Raw genomic sequence first — 15,077 nt, 5'->3', positions numbered from 1 at the left:
GATTTAAAAAAGGCAACAATTTGTGCAATTTCAAATTAACATTATCAATTATTCATTAATTCTCACAATTTTTTTCTTCACAATTAGGCTAGAATCACCTGAAAACCTATATTTGCAGCCTAAAATTTTAAATACATGAAAGAACTAATTGAAAAAATCAACGCGGAATTCGAAACTTTTACAACTGAAGCTAACCAACAAGCTGAGAAAGGAAACAAAGCAGCTGGGACTAGAGCTCGTAAAGCAGCTTTGGAATTGAGCAAACTGTTCAAAGATTTCAGAAAAGTTTCTGTTGAAGAATCTAAAAAATAAAAATTTCTTTACCGGCTTATTTGAGCCGGTTTTTTTGTGTCTTTTAATGAGTAGCGGTATATTTAAGTTAAAAGAAAATAAAAGAGGGACTATTTTAATGGTCTCTCTTTTTATACACCATGTACAATTACATATCACTAAAACGTTAATTAAATTGAAAAATATTTCAAAAAAGCCTATCAATAAATGGTTTATCAAATAATAACTCATATTTTTTTTATACAAATCAAAAAAAAGAGAATTATTTATTGAATATTTAAAAAATATTTAAAAAACAAAACAAAAAAACAATAAAAACAGAATTAAATTAGCTGTTTAATTAAAAAGGTGAGCTTTTTTTTGTATATTTACTATGTGAAAAAAACTAAACCATGATGAAGCCAAGATTAACAATTTTTGATGAGCCCATGCTTTATACTGAAGGTTTATCAAAACTCCTGACTCAGAGCAACCTTTTTAGTGTGGTTGATTTGTGTAATTCTAATGAAGCTCTTCAAGAAAATCTTCAGGACAAATCCCCCGAATTCTTAATGATCAGTTCCAATATGCTTATGCTTACAGATCTTTATAAAAATGTAGAAAAAATTACTACGAATAATAAAGCTATAAAGATCATTATCATAGGAAACAATTATGATATAATGGATATAAGGAAACTGTTTAATAAAGGGATAAAAAGCTACCTCGATAAAAACAGCAGATATGATGAGTTTTTAAAATCTATACAGGCTTTGCTTTTAAATGAAATTTATATTTGTGACTATGCGAAAGAAAAAATGATCAACTTCTTGAACACAGATGAAAGAAAGCAAAGACTTCATATTCAAGATCCGCTTACTAAACGCGAACTGGAAATATTAAAATTAATTTGTGACGGCTTAAGCAGTAAGGATATTTCCGAAAAACTTTTTATAAGTATAAATACCGTAGAAACCCATCGTAAAAGAATTTTATTGAAATTAAATGTTAAAAATTCTGTAGGTGTTGTAAAATATGCGATTGAAAATCATATTATAGACTAATAACCAACATTATCATTTCTTAAATAAACACCAGATAAAGTTTTATCTGGTGTTTATTTTTATGAATTGGCGTGTAATGTATTATCATTTTCTATTTTTCTTCTAAAATTAAAGCTCAGATAATAAAATCTGAGCTTTAGCTGATGACCTACTTTTTGAGGTAAGTCTTTTATACTATTTAAAAATGCTTATTCGTAATCCGGCATTTCTGCATTGGTAAAGAGAATTGTTCTTGTCATATCAGTCATGGCACTGTTCAAATCTACTACAACTACATTTTTCTGAGAAATATTATCATTAGAGGTATTCATAAAAATAATTTGTGCATTATTCGGTGAGAACCGAGGGTCTAAATCATTTGTTCCCTGAGGTCTATCACTTTTGGAAGATACGTCGTAGGTTGTGTTTGTCAGAAAATCGTAGACAAAAATTCTTGTATCCAACTGTCTGTAATTACCACTTCCATCTTCAAATCCTGACATATCACGGGTATACAAAAGTCGGTTTCCATCAACTGAAAAATTGAGACCGCCACTAGCTCCTAAAGTTCCCGATAAAATTGTTTTTAAGGTATTGCCCAACATATCAATAATATAAATCTGCGTACTATACCCATTCACATTATTAGTTTTTAATGCAATTTTGCTTCCGTCATAGCTCCAGTCACATTCTGAAATCATTGTTCCGGAAGGTGCGGTGTATACTAAATTCAAACCACTACCATCTTTATTTATTCTGTACAGTTTATTAAAGTTTGCGTAGAGAAATTCCTGTCCATTGGTACTCCAAGAAAAATCCAACTCGTTGTTGTTAAATCCGGCAACAGGAACGGTCGTTACTTTAAATACATTAGAACCATCTGGATTGGCTGTATAAATATGGGTATTTCCTCCTTCGGTTCTTAGGAATGCAATTAATCCTGCATTATTATTTTTTCTAGGTCGCCAACTGTTATAAGATGAATTGGTAAATTGGAAATTGACTCCTAATTCATTACTCGATACAATGAATAAATTCCCATTCTGTTTTTGTACATAATGATATCGATTAAGTGGAACTGTATTGGTGGTAAATTTGCTGATGGCACTTAATACCGGAGAATGTACTCCGTCAGAAACTGAAACCTGCCAGAAATAGCTGACTCCGAATTTAAGATTCGAAAGTGTATAATGCTTGGCCGTAAGATCATTGACCTGAATCACATTCGTATCAAGATTATTTTTAATGGTCAGATTATATTTTAGTACATCATCTGTATCCGGATCTGTAGAGTTCCAGGTAAGTTCTACCGTGAGAGGCTGATTGACGGAGTTGTCTGTAGGGCTGAGTAATTGTGGTGTTGTAGGTGCTGTATTCAGCGAATTATCATCATCTAATTCAAAAGCAACGGTGACAATCTGATCCTTTTTTTGAATGTTGACTGCCTGAAATGTGGTCAAATATCCACTCAATTCAGCTTTTACAGAATAATTTCCAACAGGCATATTAGGTATTTCAAAAGTTCCGTCTGCTTTACTAAAAACAGTTTCTGTGGTGGGTGCCGTAAAGATTTTCACGTTTTCAATAGGCACATTCGTTCCTCTTTTCACTACTTTCCCTCTTAGTGTTCCAGATTGAACCTGATCAATAAGATCTTCGTTACAAGAAACAAGAAAAATTGAAAAGATGAGTATACTGAGAATTCTAAATATAGTTTTCATAGTTTAAGTTTTTATTTTTTTCCAATGTAAAAGTTAACTCCTATTGAAAATCGCAAAGCCTGGTCTTTTCTTTTTCCATTCACAATTCCGTCCCAATCATCTTTAAATCCTAAATCATATTGTGAAGAAGCTCTTATTCCGAAGTTTTTTCCGGCCATATATTCTAATCCGCCACCAAACTGGCCTTTATACTGAGGATTCACACCGGAATACATGGCTCCGATTCCCCCATAAATAAAGGGTGTAAGTTTATACTGGGGCAAAACGATACATTCTAAGTTTACTTCAGGTGCAAAATAGGTACGGGAAAAAATATTTTGATTTTCTAGAGTTAAAACACTAGCACTAAAGTCTATATTTAAATAGGGGTTAATAAAGTATTTGAAACCAAATTTAGCTCCCAGATTAAATTTAGAATTGATGTAGTCATCTTTTACTTTTTGTGTTTCAAGATTGGCATACAAAGCGAACTTTTGTCTGTAATCGGCAGGATATTTATTTCCAATCACTCTGTTCTGATTATCATTTTGTTCGTTTTCATAGCTTTTGATAAGAGGCTGATAAATGGCTGTATTATCATCTACCGCTTTACCCCATATTTTATCTCTTACTCCTTCAACAATTAATCCTTTTACGGCTTTTTCGATCGCTTCTGTCACTGCAAGCTGTACAGGTTCATTTTGTGTTAATCCAACTTCGGCTTCCAAGAGTCTTTCGGTATCTATATATCTGAAAAAGCTGCCATTAACACTCGTAGAAAGAATAGTTTTTGAAGTGTAAACTGTTTTGAGTATCTCTCCATTTAAAGTAGAAACTGCACGCAGATAGATAGTAATTCTGTCTTGTCTGTATTGTGTAGATGCTCCTATTCCAAAATATCTGGCTCCTAAACCTCCTGTCATGACATTGCTATCATATGAAATAACCCCGCCTTCCAAAAGGATTCCTGCATAAAGAAGTGGGGGTAATGTCTGAGTATTTTTGTCTGTGTCTTTCAGGTATTCCTGACGTGTAGATCGAATGATCTGTCTTTCGTTCAGTAAGTTGGCGATATTTTCTCTTTCTATAGGGATAAACCAGTTGCTGTCTTCCAACGCTTTAATAAGAATTGTTGTGGTACCTTGAGGTACGGCCGTGCTCCAATTATTCCCATTTTCGGATGGTTTATACTGACCTGTCTGATCTCTAAATTTATAGACACCTATTACAATACGTTCTTTTGGCGGAATAAGATCTTTTAACTCTTTTGTGTAAGGAGTATTTTCGCCAAGTGTTGATTTTTCTGGGGTAGAAGGAAGTCCGAATAAAGAACTGCATCCTATAGAAACACCTAAAAGTGCTACACAGAAAAAAATTCTGATGTAAATGTAAAATCTCATGGTAAATTAGTTTTATTATTTTTATTTTGGAATCACAATCTCAGATTGATCTCCCGTACTGGTATCCAAAATACTAATCAACAGTCCTTGTGCTGTGCTGGAAATTTGTACATACAAGGAGCCTATAAGATAATTTCCGGGTTTAAGTTCACCGTTACCAAATTGATTTTCAAACAATTTCTGTGATAATTGACTGAGAATTTGTCTGTTTAAACTCTCACTGAAACTATCCATAGAATTCATTTTGCCTAGCAAATCGTTCAAATTGTTTTTATTGTTATCAAATTGATTCTGAGCGTTTGCAGAGCTCAATAGCCATTGGTAGTTAAAAGTATCTCCCCCAAAGGCGGGATTGATAGGTTTATATACAAGCTGCTGAGATTTCCCAAGAAATGCTCCGCAAAACAGAATAAGAAAAACGAAAAGTGATTTCATGGTCATTGTTTTTAGTATATAAATTCATTTTTAATAAGATTTTTCTTAGCGATAAATTCTTTAATCAAGCGGAAGCTGTTAAAAAGCTGTTCTTTTAAATAGTCTTCACTGGGATTGGTCATGAAACTATAGATAACCTTATCTTCAATTGCAATATTAATCTGTCCGTTTACTCCCCGTGTAGGAATCTCTGATATCGTGATTGTAGAATTGTTTTTCTCCGGAAGCTGGCTGTATTGCATGTAAAACAAATCATAAAAGTCTTTTCCCACTTTGGTTTTTGTTTCATCTATGGTCAGTCCTTTAAGTTCTGAGAAAACATCTTCTTCAATTTTACTTGTTTTCTTACTAAAGGCTTCCTGGTTGATTTCCAGACTATCTTTAGCAATAAGTTTTTGAGATTCTTCATCTCTTATATAGAGAAATATTTTTAAAGCATCTTTTTTATCCAGATTTACACTGAGCTCGGATAGCTTTTTTACTTCATTGGGGTTTATGGAAAACTTTCCGCTTTGGCGGTTATTGGAAAGATTGCCCCCGTTTCCTTTTTTGATGGATACTAAAAGATAATTCAGTTCTTTATAGACAGTGGTGCTGTTGGAGGCAAAAGCTTTTACAATTAATTGCTGTTCTATGGTTTCACTTTCAATTTTGGCAGATACTTTTCTTTCTTCCTGAGCATAGCAGTCAACGGACAGAAAGATGGCAAGAAAAATAAACAGTAAAAGAATTTTTCTCATCATTTCTTTTTTAATAATTCCGCATAAATATGGTCATATTATCACCTTTTACATTCAGCTTCATGTTTTCAGATACACTGTTGCTTCCCGTTATATCGATAATATTGTTATTACCTTGGGTGCTGATTGCGTTTTTTGTCTTGGTATCCGAAAAAGAATTGTTAAAGAATAAGCTGTTGTAATCTCCAAGCTGCTGGATAAGAATACTGGTTTTCGCATTGATCATGGCCTCCACATTATTAGCATCTCCTATCTGTATAATATTTGAATATGAAGTAAAATTATCTTTAGCCTGTACGAGCGTTAAATCTAAAGCATTGTTGCTGTTAATTTGATTCCATTCTACCTGTTGCGATTTCATATAAGAAAAAAGTAACAATCCAACGCAGAAAAAGAATCGGACGAGGGTGTTCATTTTTTTATTTAAAGGTACCTTAATACTTATTTCCACAAAACACATGAATAGGGTACACTATTAAAATCATTGTTTCCAGTTACATTCAATAGGGAAAATACGGTTGTTAAAAAATGAAAAGGAGAAGTGTTTTAGCTTCTCCTTTTCATTGCTTATTAACTTATTAGTTAGATTGTACTACTGTCAATGAATTACCATTTCCAACCTGAGTTCCTAAGTGGAAATTGTAAGTTCCGAATTGACTTACTGATGTCATATTACTATTTCCTAATTGAGAATCAATTGCTGTATTCGAATTACCAATCTGTAATTGATACAATTCGTTGTCAGAACCAATTTGTACTCCTGTTGCAGAATTATTATTACCTACCTGTGTAGCAGCAGCCACATTATCCATACCTACCTGAGTGTGAGAAGCCATATTATCATTACCGATTTGATATTGTAAAATAGAATTTCCACTTCCAAGTTGTACGGCTGAAGCATCATTTCTTCTACCTGCCTGTATTTGTGTAGCGCTGTTATCGATTCCTACCTGTAAGGCAGATGCTTCATTTCTTCTACCATTCTGATATTGTATTACTTCATTTCCCCATCCCCATTGTGTGGAAGTTGCATCATTTCTTCTACCAATTTGTGTTTGGGTAGTAGAGTTATAAGCTCCTACTTGCCATGTTTTGGCAGAATTTCGATTCCCAAACTGATTGGTTACGTTTACGTTTGCTAAACCTATTTGGTCTACGTCAATAGAGTTTCTGTTACCATGACTCGAAGCAATATTTAGATTAAAAGCTCCGGTTTGATCAATATCTGCACTGTTACGATTACCGTCCTGTACAAGATAATTTTGATTAAGAAGTCCTGCCTGATTCACAGTTGCTACATTTAAGTTTCCCATTTGAGTACTCACATCAATGTTTGCTTGAGCGAATGCGAATCCTGTTGCCAATAGTGTAAATACACCAGTAATAAAATTTTTCATTTTGGTAAAAATTAATTGGTTAATAGTGAAACAAAGGTAGACGCAAAACTAAAGTGAGAAACCACCAAACCCGTGTAAATTAGTAAAATAACCAAATACGGTATTAAAACTAACCGTTTGTGGTTTTTCTCATCTACCAGATTATTGTTACGGGAAATCACGGTGTCTCATCACCAAAAATAAGTAGCTGAAATCTTGAAGGAATTTCAAAATGAAATAAAATGGAAAATAGAAATTATTAAAAAAAAACACTGCTTAAATTCCTTAAACAGTGTTTTTTTTATTTGTTATTACAATATCATACTCAGCTGAATTCTCTTTCTGGCCTCATCAATTTCAGTGACTTTCACCTGAACATGCTGATGCAGTTTTACCACCTCGTTAACGTCTGAAACAAAACCATCTTTCAATTGGGAGATATGAACCAGTCCGCTTTCTTTAATCCCTACATCTACGAAACATCCGAAAGCCGTGATATTGTTCACAATTCCCGGTAAGATCATTCCTGGTTTTAAATCGGTAATCTTTTTTACATTACGATCAAATTCAAAGACTTTGGCGGCTTTTCTCGGGTCTAATCCAGGTTTTTCAAGCTCCTTTAAAATATCTTTAATGCTTAAGATACCGATGTCTTCTGCAATATATTTTTCAGGATGTATTAAGGCAATTTTCTCTTTATTGGCAATCAGTTCGTTGGTTTTGATTCCCAGATCCTTAGCCATTTTTTCAACAATTCCGTAGGCTTCAGGATGCACGGCGGAATTGTCCAACGGATTTTTAGCATTATGAATTCTCACGAAGGCTGCGGCCTGCTGAAAAGCTTTTTCACCCAATCTCGGAACTTTTTTCAGCTGTTTCCGGTCTTCAAAAGCACCGTTTTCAGTACGGTAATTCACGATGTTCTCAGCCATTTTTTCTCCGATTCCCGAGACGTAGCTTAATAATGACTTACTGGCTGTATTCAGGTTGATTCCCACAGAGTTTACGCATTTCATAACCGTAGAATCCAATTCGTTTTTCAGTTGAGTCTGATCTACATCGTGTTGATACTGTCCGACTCCAATAGATTTCGGATCAATCTTCACAAGCTCTGCCAATGGATCGGCCAATCTTCTGCCAATGGAAACCGAACCACGAACGGTCACATCATAAGTAGGAAATTCGTCCCTTGCAATTTTACTTGCTGAATATACCGATGCTCCGGCTTCCGAAACTACAAAAACCTGTAGTGGCTTGTCAAAAGCAATTTTTTTAATAAAAAATTCAGTTTCTCGGCTTGCGGTTCCGTTTCCGATCGAGATGGCTTCAATATTATAGGCGTTTACCATCGAACGTATCTTTTTCATCGCCATTCCGCTTTCATTCTGCGGAGCGTGAGGATAAATGGTTTCATTATGGAGAAGGTCTCCCTTTTCATCCAGACAGACTACCTTGCAGCCGCTTTTATACCCCGGATCAATGGCAAGAATCCTCTTTTCTCCTAATGGAGCTGCCAATAGCAATTGCGTTAAGTTTTCCGAGAAGATCTCGATAGCTTTTTTATCTGCCTTTTCCTTGGCTTCCTGCAGTGTTTCATTGGAAATCGCAGGCTCCAATAATCTTTTATAGCTGTCTTTGATCGCTAATGAAATCTGTTCAGCTGTTTCATTATTGGATTTTATTACGGCATTTTCAATAAAGTCGATCGCTTCTTCTTTATCAATTCCTACGTTGGTCTTCACAAAACCTTCCGTTTCCGCTCTCAGCATGGCCAACAATCGGTGGGACGGGGTTCTGCTGAGGTTTTCTTCCCATTCGAAATACTGGGAGAATTTTTGAGCATCCTCTTCATCCTTTTTCGCTTTTACGACTTTTGAAGTGACCACTGCTTTTCTTTGAAACAGTCGGCGAAGATTTTTTCGAACATACATATTTTCGTTGATCCATTCTGCCATGATGTCTCTTGCCCCCTGCAACGCCTCCTCTTCGGACAGAACATGATCATTGATGTACTTTGAAGCTAAAAACAATAGATCGTTGTTTTTCTGGCTCATGATGATTTTGGCCAAAGGCTCAAGTCCTTTTTCCTTTGCAACATCAGCTTTGGTTTTCTTTCTTTTCTTAAAGGGCAGGTACAAATCTTCAAGCTCCTGAATATCGAAACTTTCTTCTATTCTTTGCTTCAGTTCGGAAGACAGGGCATTTTGTTCCTCAATGGATTTTAAAATGCTTTCCTTTCTTTTAAGAATTTCTTGAAACTGTTTATTTAGCTTTGAAATCTGCTCGATCTGCGTTTCATCCAGGTTACCGGTTTTATCTTTCCGGTAACGCGAAATAAAAGGAATGGTGCAGTCTTCTGATAATAATTCTAAAGTAGCATGGATGCTTTTTTCGGATATATTGAGTGTTTGCTGTATATAGCGGGTCGTGTTCATTTTATTTTTTTGAATGGCAAAAATACAGACTTTTTTATAAAAGAATAATGTGGGTATAACTAAAAAAGTAGCTCTATTTAACTTGTGTTATGCTTAATAAGCGTTGTATTCTAAAATTTATTTTTTGACAAATTCTTAAACACGACAGACTTTGTCGCTGCACAATAATACCTTTGTTTCAGCGTTATCAGCGATAAATTAACACTAAAATAACCAGATGAATTTCCGAAATATTTCAATACAAACCCTGTTCATATGAAGTAAAAACCATATTTTTGCAGCGTTTTTAAAAAATTAATAACAGTAAACTTAAACATACACGGGATGAAAAAACTCTATATCGGTGCATACCTTCTATGCACAGTTCTGAGCCTATCCGCTCAGGAAGTCCTATGGCAGAAAGACATCAAATCCACCACTCAGGATTTCTTAAGCCAGGTAACTCCAACCGTAGATCTTCAGTACCTAATTACCGGAAGCGGTAATGTTCCAGAGTTAGTGATAAACATTTTATAAAATTTAAATCATTGATTTTCAATATCTATTAAAAAAGATAATCATAAAACAAGGGTAGGGTAACACCTGCTCTTGTTTATTTTTGCAGAAAAGAATAAATGCAAATGATTGAAGATCATTCCTCATGTATCAGACTTAGTGATACAAAAATCTGCTGTTCCTGCTATTCAAAACATATTATTAAAAATGGGACTACAAAAACAGGAAAACAACAGTATTTCTGTAAAAACTGCCATAAAAGATTTATAGAATATTATACTTATAATGCTTATCGGAAAACTACCAATTCAAATATTATTCGACTGACAAAGGAAGGATTAGGAATAAGAAGTACAGCACGGATACTAAAAAATTTCTACAACAACCTTGCTTAAAAGAATTACCCGTATTGCCGGCAAGATTTTCCAGCCTGAAAACTATGCTCATCAGCAGTATGAACTTGATGAGATGAGAATCTTTATCAGGAAAAAAGCAAATCCTCAATGGCTGGTGTATGCCATTCATAAAAATACCAAAACCATTGCAGCATTTTACATTGGAAAAAGAACAAACAAAACCCTAAGTGCTGTTATAAAAACTTTACTACATTCAAAACCGCAAAAGATTTATACTGATAAACTTAGAAATTATCAATATCTGATTCCAAAAGAAATTCATGATACTAAAAGATTTGGAACCAATTCCATAGAAAGAAAAATTTAAGTATTAGAACTCACCTTAAAAGATTGAACAGAAAAACAATTTGCTTTAGTAAAAGCAGTTTAATACTCAGCTGTATTTTAAAAATATATTTCTGGTTATAATCATGAAGTTTCAAAATAAAAAAGTGGCTGTCTCAACAGTGTCATTCTGAACGGAATAAAATGTAGTGAAGTATCTCATATATTTGGCTATCAATAAGATTCTTCCTTCGTCAGAAAGCCAATTGTTTGACTTTTGAGACAGCCTCTTTTCTCTTAACAATAGGCTTTATTTCATCGTTTCGCTGTAATAAACAGGCGCTAAATTTTTCTCATCAAATCCCATAATAATAACCTTATAGCTTTTCGCGTCATCATTATTAAAAAACTGTACCGTAGTCGGTTCTTTAGGTTGTACCTGTAGATAAGGATTCCAGTACAGGGTGGTACGGAGATCCTGCGAAATGCTGTTAAAATTGTCATTCCCATATATTGGGCTTACAAATGGAGTTTCTTTATCAAAACCGTTCAGCGTGATTTGTTTCAGCTTTGACGGGATGCTGGAATTGCTTACGGAGCCTGTAGTGCCTCCTCTGCGGGTATAGATCGCAATGGCACCGCCTCCGCCGCCTCCAAATCCACCTGCGAAGAAATCTTTAATCACCTTTACCATGGCAATATCCGAGGTGGAGATCGTACTTACCTGGGAAGGATCGATCCTCATTTCATCCAGGTAGATGTTTACCGTACTTCCTCTTAACTTCGGAACGTAATTTCCCATATCCATCTCCAGCGTCAGTCCGGCAACCCTTCCCTGTAGCCATTGCAGGATGTTCATAGATCCCTGTGCAGAATTATTGTCATTCACAAAATCAAAAATGGTTTCATTGGCTCCCTGGAACAGAGGACCACTTAGCTTCTCATTAAGCTCCCGGGTTTTATCCTTTTTAGACTGGATCAGCTTTACTTCCTCAATCAGCGTTGCTTTCTCGTTGATGGTATTTTGGGTGCTCTTGGTTACCATGTATCTTTTGATTTCAGGGGTAGACTCTTCGCCGGTACGCTGTACCAGGGTATAATTATTGGAAGGAAGATTTCCTTTCAGAGGAACAAAAGAAAAATCCGGCTGAAAAATAACCTGCACCTGTTCTTTAGGGATTTTAGCATCATTAAGCTGGTAAGAAAATTGAATAGCATCTTCAAAGATCAGACCTCTTAAAGAAAAGAAGCCTTTCGAATCCGTTTTTACCTGGTAGATTTTTATCCCTTTATCCGGCATGCTGAACAATAAATTCATATCTGTATCAGAAGCGGGTTTACCCTGGATCGTTACTTTTCCTTTATAAGAAATGTAAGGTTGAGGTTGATAGCTGATAATAGGGTAGGTTCCGGCCATGATCGCGTTCCAGTCAAATCTTTTCCATTTTTCGGTCATTAAAAGGGCATCCAGTGCTTCAGAATTATGATTGGGGGCAAAATATTGAGCCGGGGTATATATTTTTGAAGGAATATCTCCGGTAAGCCATAAAGTACTCAGCATACTGTTTTCATCTTCCGGGCTTTCGGAATTCTCATCGAGAACCAGTACGGCATAACCTTCCTGATCAGGGTTTTGAGCGATCGTGAAAGAATTGGAAGCTCTTGGGGATTCGTTAAGCGATACAGACTGAAGGGCAGGCTTTTTGATTTTTAACTGATCAGGCTGCACAAAACAAAGTCTTTGCGCTACCACATTTTCCTTCGCATCAAATACGGTAAACTGCAATATCCCGTTGATGAGCTGACTGGTAGGAATAAAATAAGTTTTTTCCAGTATTTTTTCTGAATTTACCTTGAAAACCAACTGATTGTTGATCATGGCAATTACTTTATACAAAGTTCCCGGAGCAATGTTTTTAGATGCTAAAGAGAATTTTATGGCGTCATTGCCGCTCGTTACCTGAAGATGGATTCCGGAATCAGCAACAGGAGGTAAATTTATCGTTTGTTTATTCCCCTTGGAATCGGTTACGGTAAGCTGGTATCTTTTTCCGGTTTGGGGAGTGATTGAAAATGCTCCGACATTCCGGTCAAATCCTTTAAAAGAAGTTATTTTCACATCCGGTTTTTCAGCATCTACCACATAGCCGCTCCAGTCGGACGGAGTGAGGCCTTTAGACTGCAGTCGGACCGCAAATTTGGTACTGATCCCGTCTATAAAAGTTCCGCTTTCCGGAAATGCTGCGGCAGTCCATTTCGAATCGGTATTCAGCACAAGTTTCTGGGGCGAAGAAGGATTATAGACAACGACAGATTGTACAGTCTGAAAATCTTCATTGAAATTGGCCATCCAGGTAGTATAGGCCCGTACATAATAAATTCCCTCTTTCAGGCTTTCAGGTAGGGAAAAATTACCGCTGCCCTGTCCGTTGATTAAAGGGACAATTTTTTTGCCGATCTGTACTTTATTACTGTCATACAGCTCTACAAATAAAGATGTGGAAACCCCTGAAATATCATAACCGTCGAAAACAAAGGATTTGAACCAAAGATTTTCTCCGGCGATAAAGCTGTTTTTATGAAAGACCAGATGCACTTTTTCCTGCGGATATTTTTCTGAAAACAGTTCTAGTGCTTTCTCCGCCTTATCCTGTGCCCGGAAACAGCCTGCTGTCATTATTATGAACAGAAAGAAGATGAGTTTTTTTGCCATACCAACGAAAAATATCTGTTTGAAATATTTAACTATAAAAGTACGCGATTTGATGCTTTAATACAATGGCAATCAGTTCAAAGGATATTAAAATATTATTAAAAATGAGATGAGTTTATGGGCGATTAGATTTTGAATCAGAAAAATAAATAGTATAGGTATCATTTATTGATGTATGTCAATAAAAATAATAGAAGATGCACCTATCTTTGGGGCCTCAAACAATTCAGGAAATGAAATACTTGCAGAATATTTCATTTTGCTTATATTTAGAACATAAACTTTTTAAACAATAGAATAATATGAAAAAAATCAGTGTAATTGCATTAGTAGGAGTAGGATTACTTTTGGCATCTTGTGACAAAAACAAATCAGCAGAAGCAGCAGCTACGGGAACAGAGCAGGCAGTAGCAGAAAGCAAAGGAGAAGTTTTGGCTGTTGACACAGTAGCTTCTGTAGTGAACTGGAAAGCATTCCACAAAGGAGGAATGGCTCCTCGTTGGGGAACTTTGACGGTGAAATCCGGAGATCTTAGCATCGAAAACGGAAATGTAGCAGCAGGAAACTTTGTAATCGATATGAACTCTCTTAAAGTAGATCCCGCTTCAGTAACTGAAAAAGATAAAAAACCTGCAGATCTTGAAGCGCACCTTAAAAACCCTGACTTCTTCGACGTAGCGAAAAACCCTACTTCAGATTTCAAAATCACAAGCGTAACAGATCTTAAAGAAGCACCGAAAGATGCAGTAGCCGGAGCTAACAAAACAGTAAGCGGAAACCTTACACTATCTGGAAAAACAATGAATGTTACATTCCCGGCTAAAGTAGACGTTACAGAAGGTTCTGCAGCGATTCAGGCTAAATTTACAGTGAACAGAGCAGACTGGGGAATCAAATTCGGAACTTCAGAAGCAGACCCTGCAGAATGGATGATCAGCAAAGACATCGAAATCGCAGTAGACGTGAAAGCTAAGAAATAATATTGTTAGACTATAAAATCTTTGAAGCTGTCTTTTATAAGGCAGCTTTTTTATGTTTGCATGCTTTAAATAAGATCAGAATACCAAAACGCTTAGAAGAAGATTTATCAATTTAAAAAATTGAAACAGATTCTTGAAAACTTTAAAAATGAAAGAATGAGGATTAATATATTGGCTTTATGTGGTTTTTGGCTGTTTTTCATAAATTGTAAAGAAAAACAGGACCTAATAGATTATTCTTTTTCTAAAAAATATAAAATCAGTAAGACAAATCTTGTAATGAATTCCAATAAGGAGGGAAGCGAGACTTATATTATTGGAAAATTCGAATATTTTTCCAATACTTATCCTGTCAAAAATCAAATCTACATTAAAGATAGCATTTACTATGATGATAAAAATAATATATTGTTTGACTTTAGTTCTAAAAAGAAATCAGGTTTGCTTATTATAAATGATTCATTAAAATTAAAAATATCATTTTTTAATGACATCATTTCAGATAAAAATAAATTCAGACTGTTTAAAATTAACAATATTGGTAATTATTACACATTAAATTTAGCAAAAGTTTATGTGGCCAGTTATAAGTATGGTATAGTTGGTGAATTTATAATTACAAAAGAAAATAATGAATGGCTGATCACTAATACTAGCGGCTATTTTCCTAATGATAACTTGTTTCTTTCAAAATTTAGAAAAGTTAAATTAGAATAACGAAGCTTTTTCATCAGATATAAATTTCTTGAATAGCCAACAATAAATTTAATTCCCTTAATTATTGAAATAAAGCACAAAACTTGCTAAAAA

Annotated in this window: 14 protein-coding genes and 1 pseudogene; 7 read left to right on the top strand and 8 right to left on the bottom strand. The window is 35.0% G+C overall.

Translation table 11 applies throughout. From position 1 onward, the window contains the following. The first annotated feature begins 135 nt into the window (after positions 1 to 135). Positions 136 to 312: a histone H1 gene (locus P0Y62_05485; protein WEK71008.1), complete on the top strand. Its 177-nt coding sequence runs from the start codon at positions 136 to 138 to the stop codon at positions 310 to 312. A gap of 371 nt (positions 313 to 683) precedes the next feature. Beyond that, the gene (locus P0Y62_05480; protein WEK71007.1) at positions 684 to 1,334 is read left to right on the top strand and encodes a response regulator transcription factor; all 651 of its coding nucleotides are present in this window, start codon (positions 684 to 686) and stop codon (positions 1,332 to 1,334) included. 188 nt (positions 1,335 to 1,522) lie between these two features. Here P0Y62_05480 and P0Y62_05475 read toward each other — a convergent pair whose 3' ends face one another. From P0Y62_05475 to P0Y62_05445, 7 genes are all read right to left on the bottom strand, one after another. After that, entirely contained in the window at positions 1,523 to 3,034 is a 1,512-nt protein-coding gene (locus P0Y62_05475; protein WEK71006.1) for a carboxypeptidase regulatory-like domain-containing protein, read from the bottom strand. A gap of 11 nt (positions 3,035 to 3,045) precedes the next feature. Next, complete coding sequence (locus tag P0Y62_05470; protein WEK71005.1) at positions 3,046 to 4,413, bottom strand: CsgG/HfaB family protein; 1,368 nt, start codon at positions 4,411 to 4,413, stop codon at positions 3,046 to 3,048. Positions 4,414 to 4,434: 21 nt separating this feature from the next. After that, a complete protein-coding gene (locus tag P0Y62_05465; GenBank protein WEK71004.1) occupies positions 4,435 to 4,848 on the bottom strand; it encodes a curli assembly protein CsgF in 414 nt (137 codons plus the stop codon). 11 nt (positions 4,849 to 4,859) lie between these two features. Further along, positions 4,860 to 5,591, bottom strand: a complete 732-nt coding sequence (locus tag P0Y62_05460) for a CsgE family curli-type amyloid fiber assembly protein (GenBank protein ID WEK71003.1) — start codon at positions 5,589 to 5,591, stop codon at positions 4,860 to 4,862. 7 nt (positions 5,592 to 5,598) lie between these two features. Further along, on the bottom strand, positions 5,599 to 6,003 hold the full coding sequence (locus P0Y62_05455; protein ID WEK71002.1) for a hypothetical protein: 405 nt from the start codon (positions 6,001 to 6,003) through the stop codon (positions 5,599 to 5,601). A gap of 163 nt (positions 6,004 to 6,166) precedes the next feature. Next, positions 6,167 to 6,985 carry a hypothetical protein gene (locus P0Y62_05450; GenBank protein ID WEK71001.1) on the bottom strand — a complete coding sequence of 273 codons (819 nt, stop codon included), beginning with the start codon at positions 6,983 to 6,985 and terminating at the stop codon, positions 6,167 to 6,169. Between the two features lie 290 nt (positions 6,986 to 7,275). Then, entirely contained in the window at positions 7,276 to 9,399 is a 2,124-nt protein-coding gene (locus P0Y62_05445) for a Tex family protein (GenBank protein ID WEK71000.1), read from the bottom strand. A 324-nt stretch (positions 9,400 to 9,723) separates the two neighbouring features. Here P0Y62_05445 and P0Y62_05440 point away from each other — a divergent pair, with 324 nt between their 5' ends. The 3 genes and pseudogenes from P0Y62_05440 (at position 9,724) to P0Y62_05430 (ending at position 10,718) form a co-directional block, all read left to right on the top strand. Further along, positions 9,724 to 9,915 carry a hypothetical protein gene (locus P0Y62_05440; protein ID WEK70999.1) on the top strand — a complete coding sequence of 64 codons (192 nt, stop codon included), beginning with the start codon at positions 9,724 to 9,726 and terminating at the stop codon, positions 9,913 to 9,915. A 98-nt stretch (positions 9,916 to 10,013) separates the two neighbouring features. Beyond that, positions 10,014 to 10,289: a hypothetical protein gene (locus P0Y62_05435; GenBank protein ID WEK70998.1), complete on the top strand. Its 276-nt coding sequence runs from the start codon at positions 10,014 to 10,016 to the stop codon at positions 10,287 to 10,289. A gap of 73 nt (positions 10,290 to 10,362) precedes the next feature. Then, positions 10,363 to 10,718: pseudogene (locus P0Y62_05430) on the top strand (IS1 family transposase). A gap of 166 nt (positions 10,719 to 10,884) precedes the next feature. On the opposite strand, the gene P0Y62_05425 reads toward P0Y62_05430, so the two are convergent. After that, the gene (locus tag P0Y62_05425; protein ID WEK70997.1) at positions 10,885 to 13,287 is read right to left on the bottom strand and encodes a hypothetical protein; all 2,403 of its coding nucleotides are present in this window, start codon (positions 13,285 to 13,287) and stop codon (positions 10,885 to 10,887) included. A 302-nt stretch (positions 13,288 to 13,589) separates the two neighbouring features. Here P0Y62_05425 and P0Y62_05420 point away from each other — a divergent pair, with 302 nt between their 5' ends. Then, on the top strand, positions 13,590 to 14,267 hold the full coding sequence (locus tag P0Y62_05420) for a YceI family protein (GenBank protein WEK70996.1): 678 nt from the start codon (positions 13,590 to 13,592) through the stop codon (positions 14,265 to 14,267). Between the two features lie 120 nt (positions 14,268 to 14,387). Beyond that, the gene (locus tag P0Y62_05415; GenBank protein ID WEK70995.1) at positions 14,388 to 14,984 is read left to right on the top strand and encodes a hypothetical protein; all 597 of its coding nucleotides are present in this window, start codon (positions 14,388 to 14,390) and stop codon (positions 14,982 to 14,984) included. Positions 14,985 to 15,077 lie beyond the last annotated feature (93 nt).

This window comes from Candidatus Chryseobacterium colombiense (genome assembly GCA_029203185.1).
In the GTDB taxonomy this organism is placed as follows: Bacteria; Bacteroidota; Bacteroidia; order Flavobacteriales; family Weeksellaceae; genus Chryseobacterium; species Chryseobacterium colombiense.
This window is presented reverse-complemented; position numbering and strand designations above follow the sequence as displayed.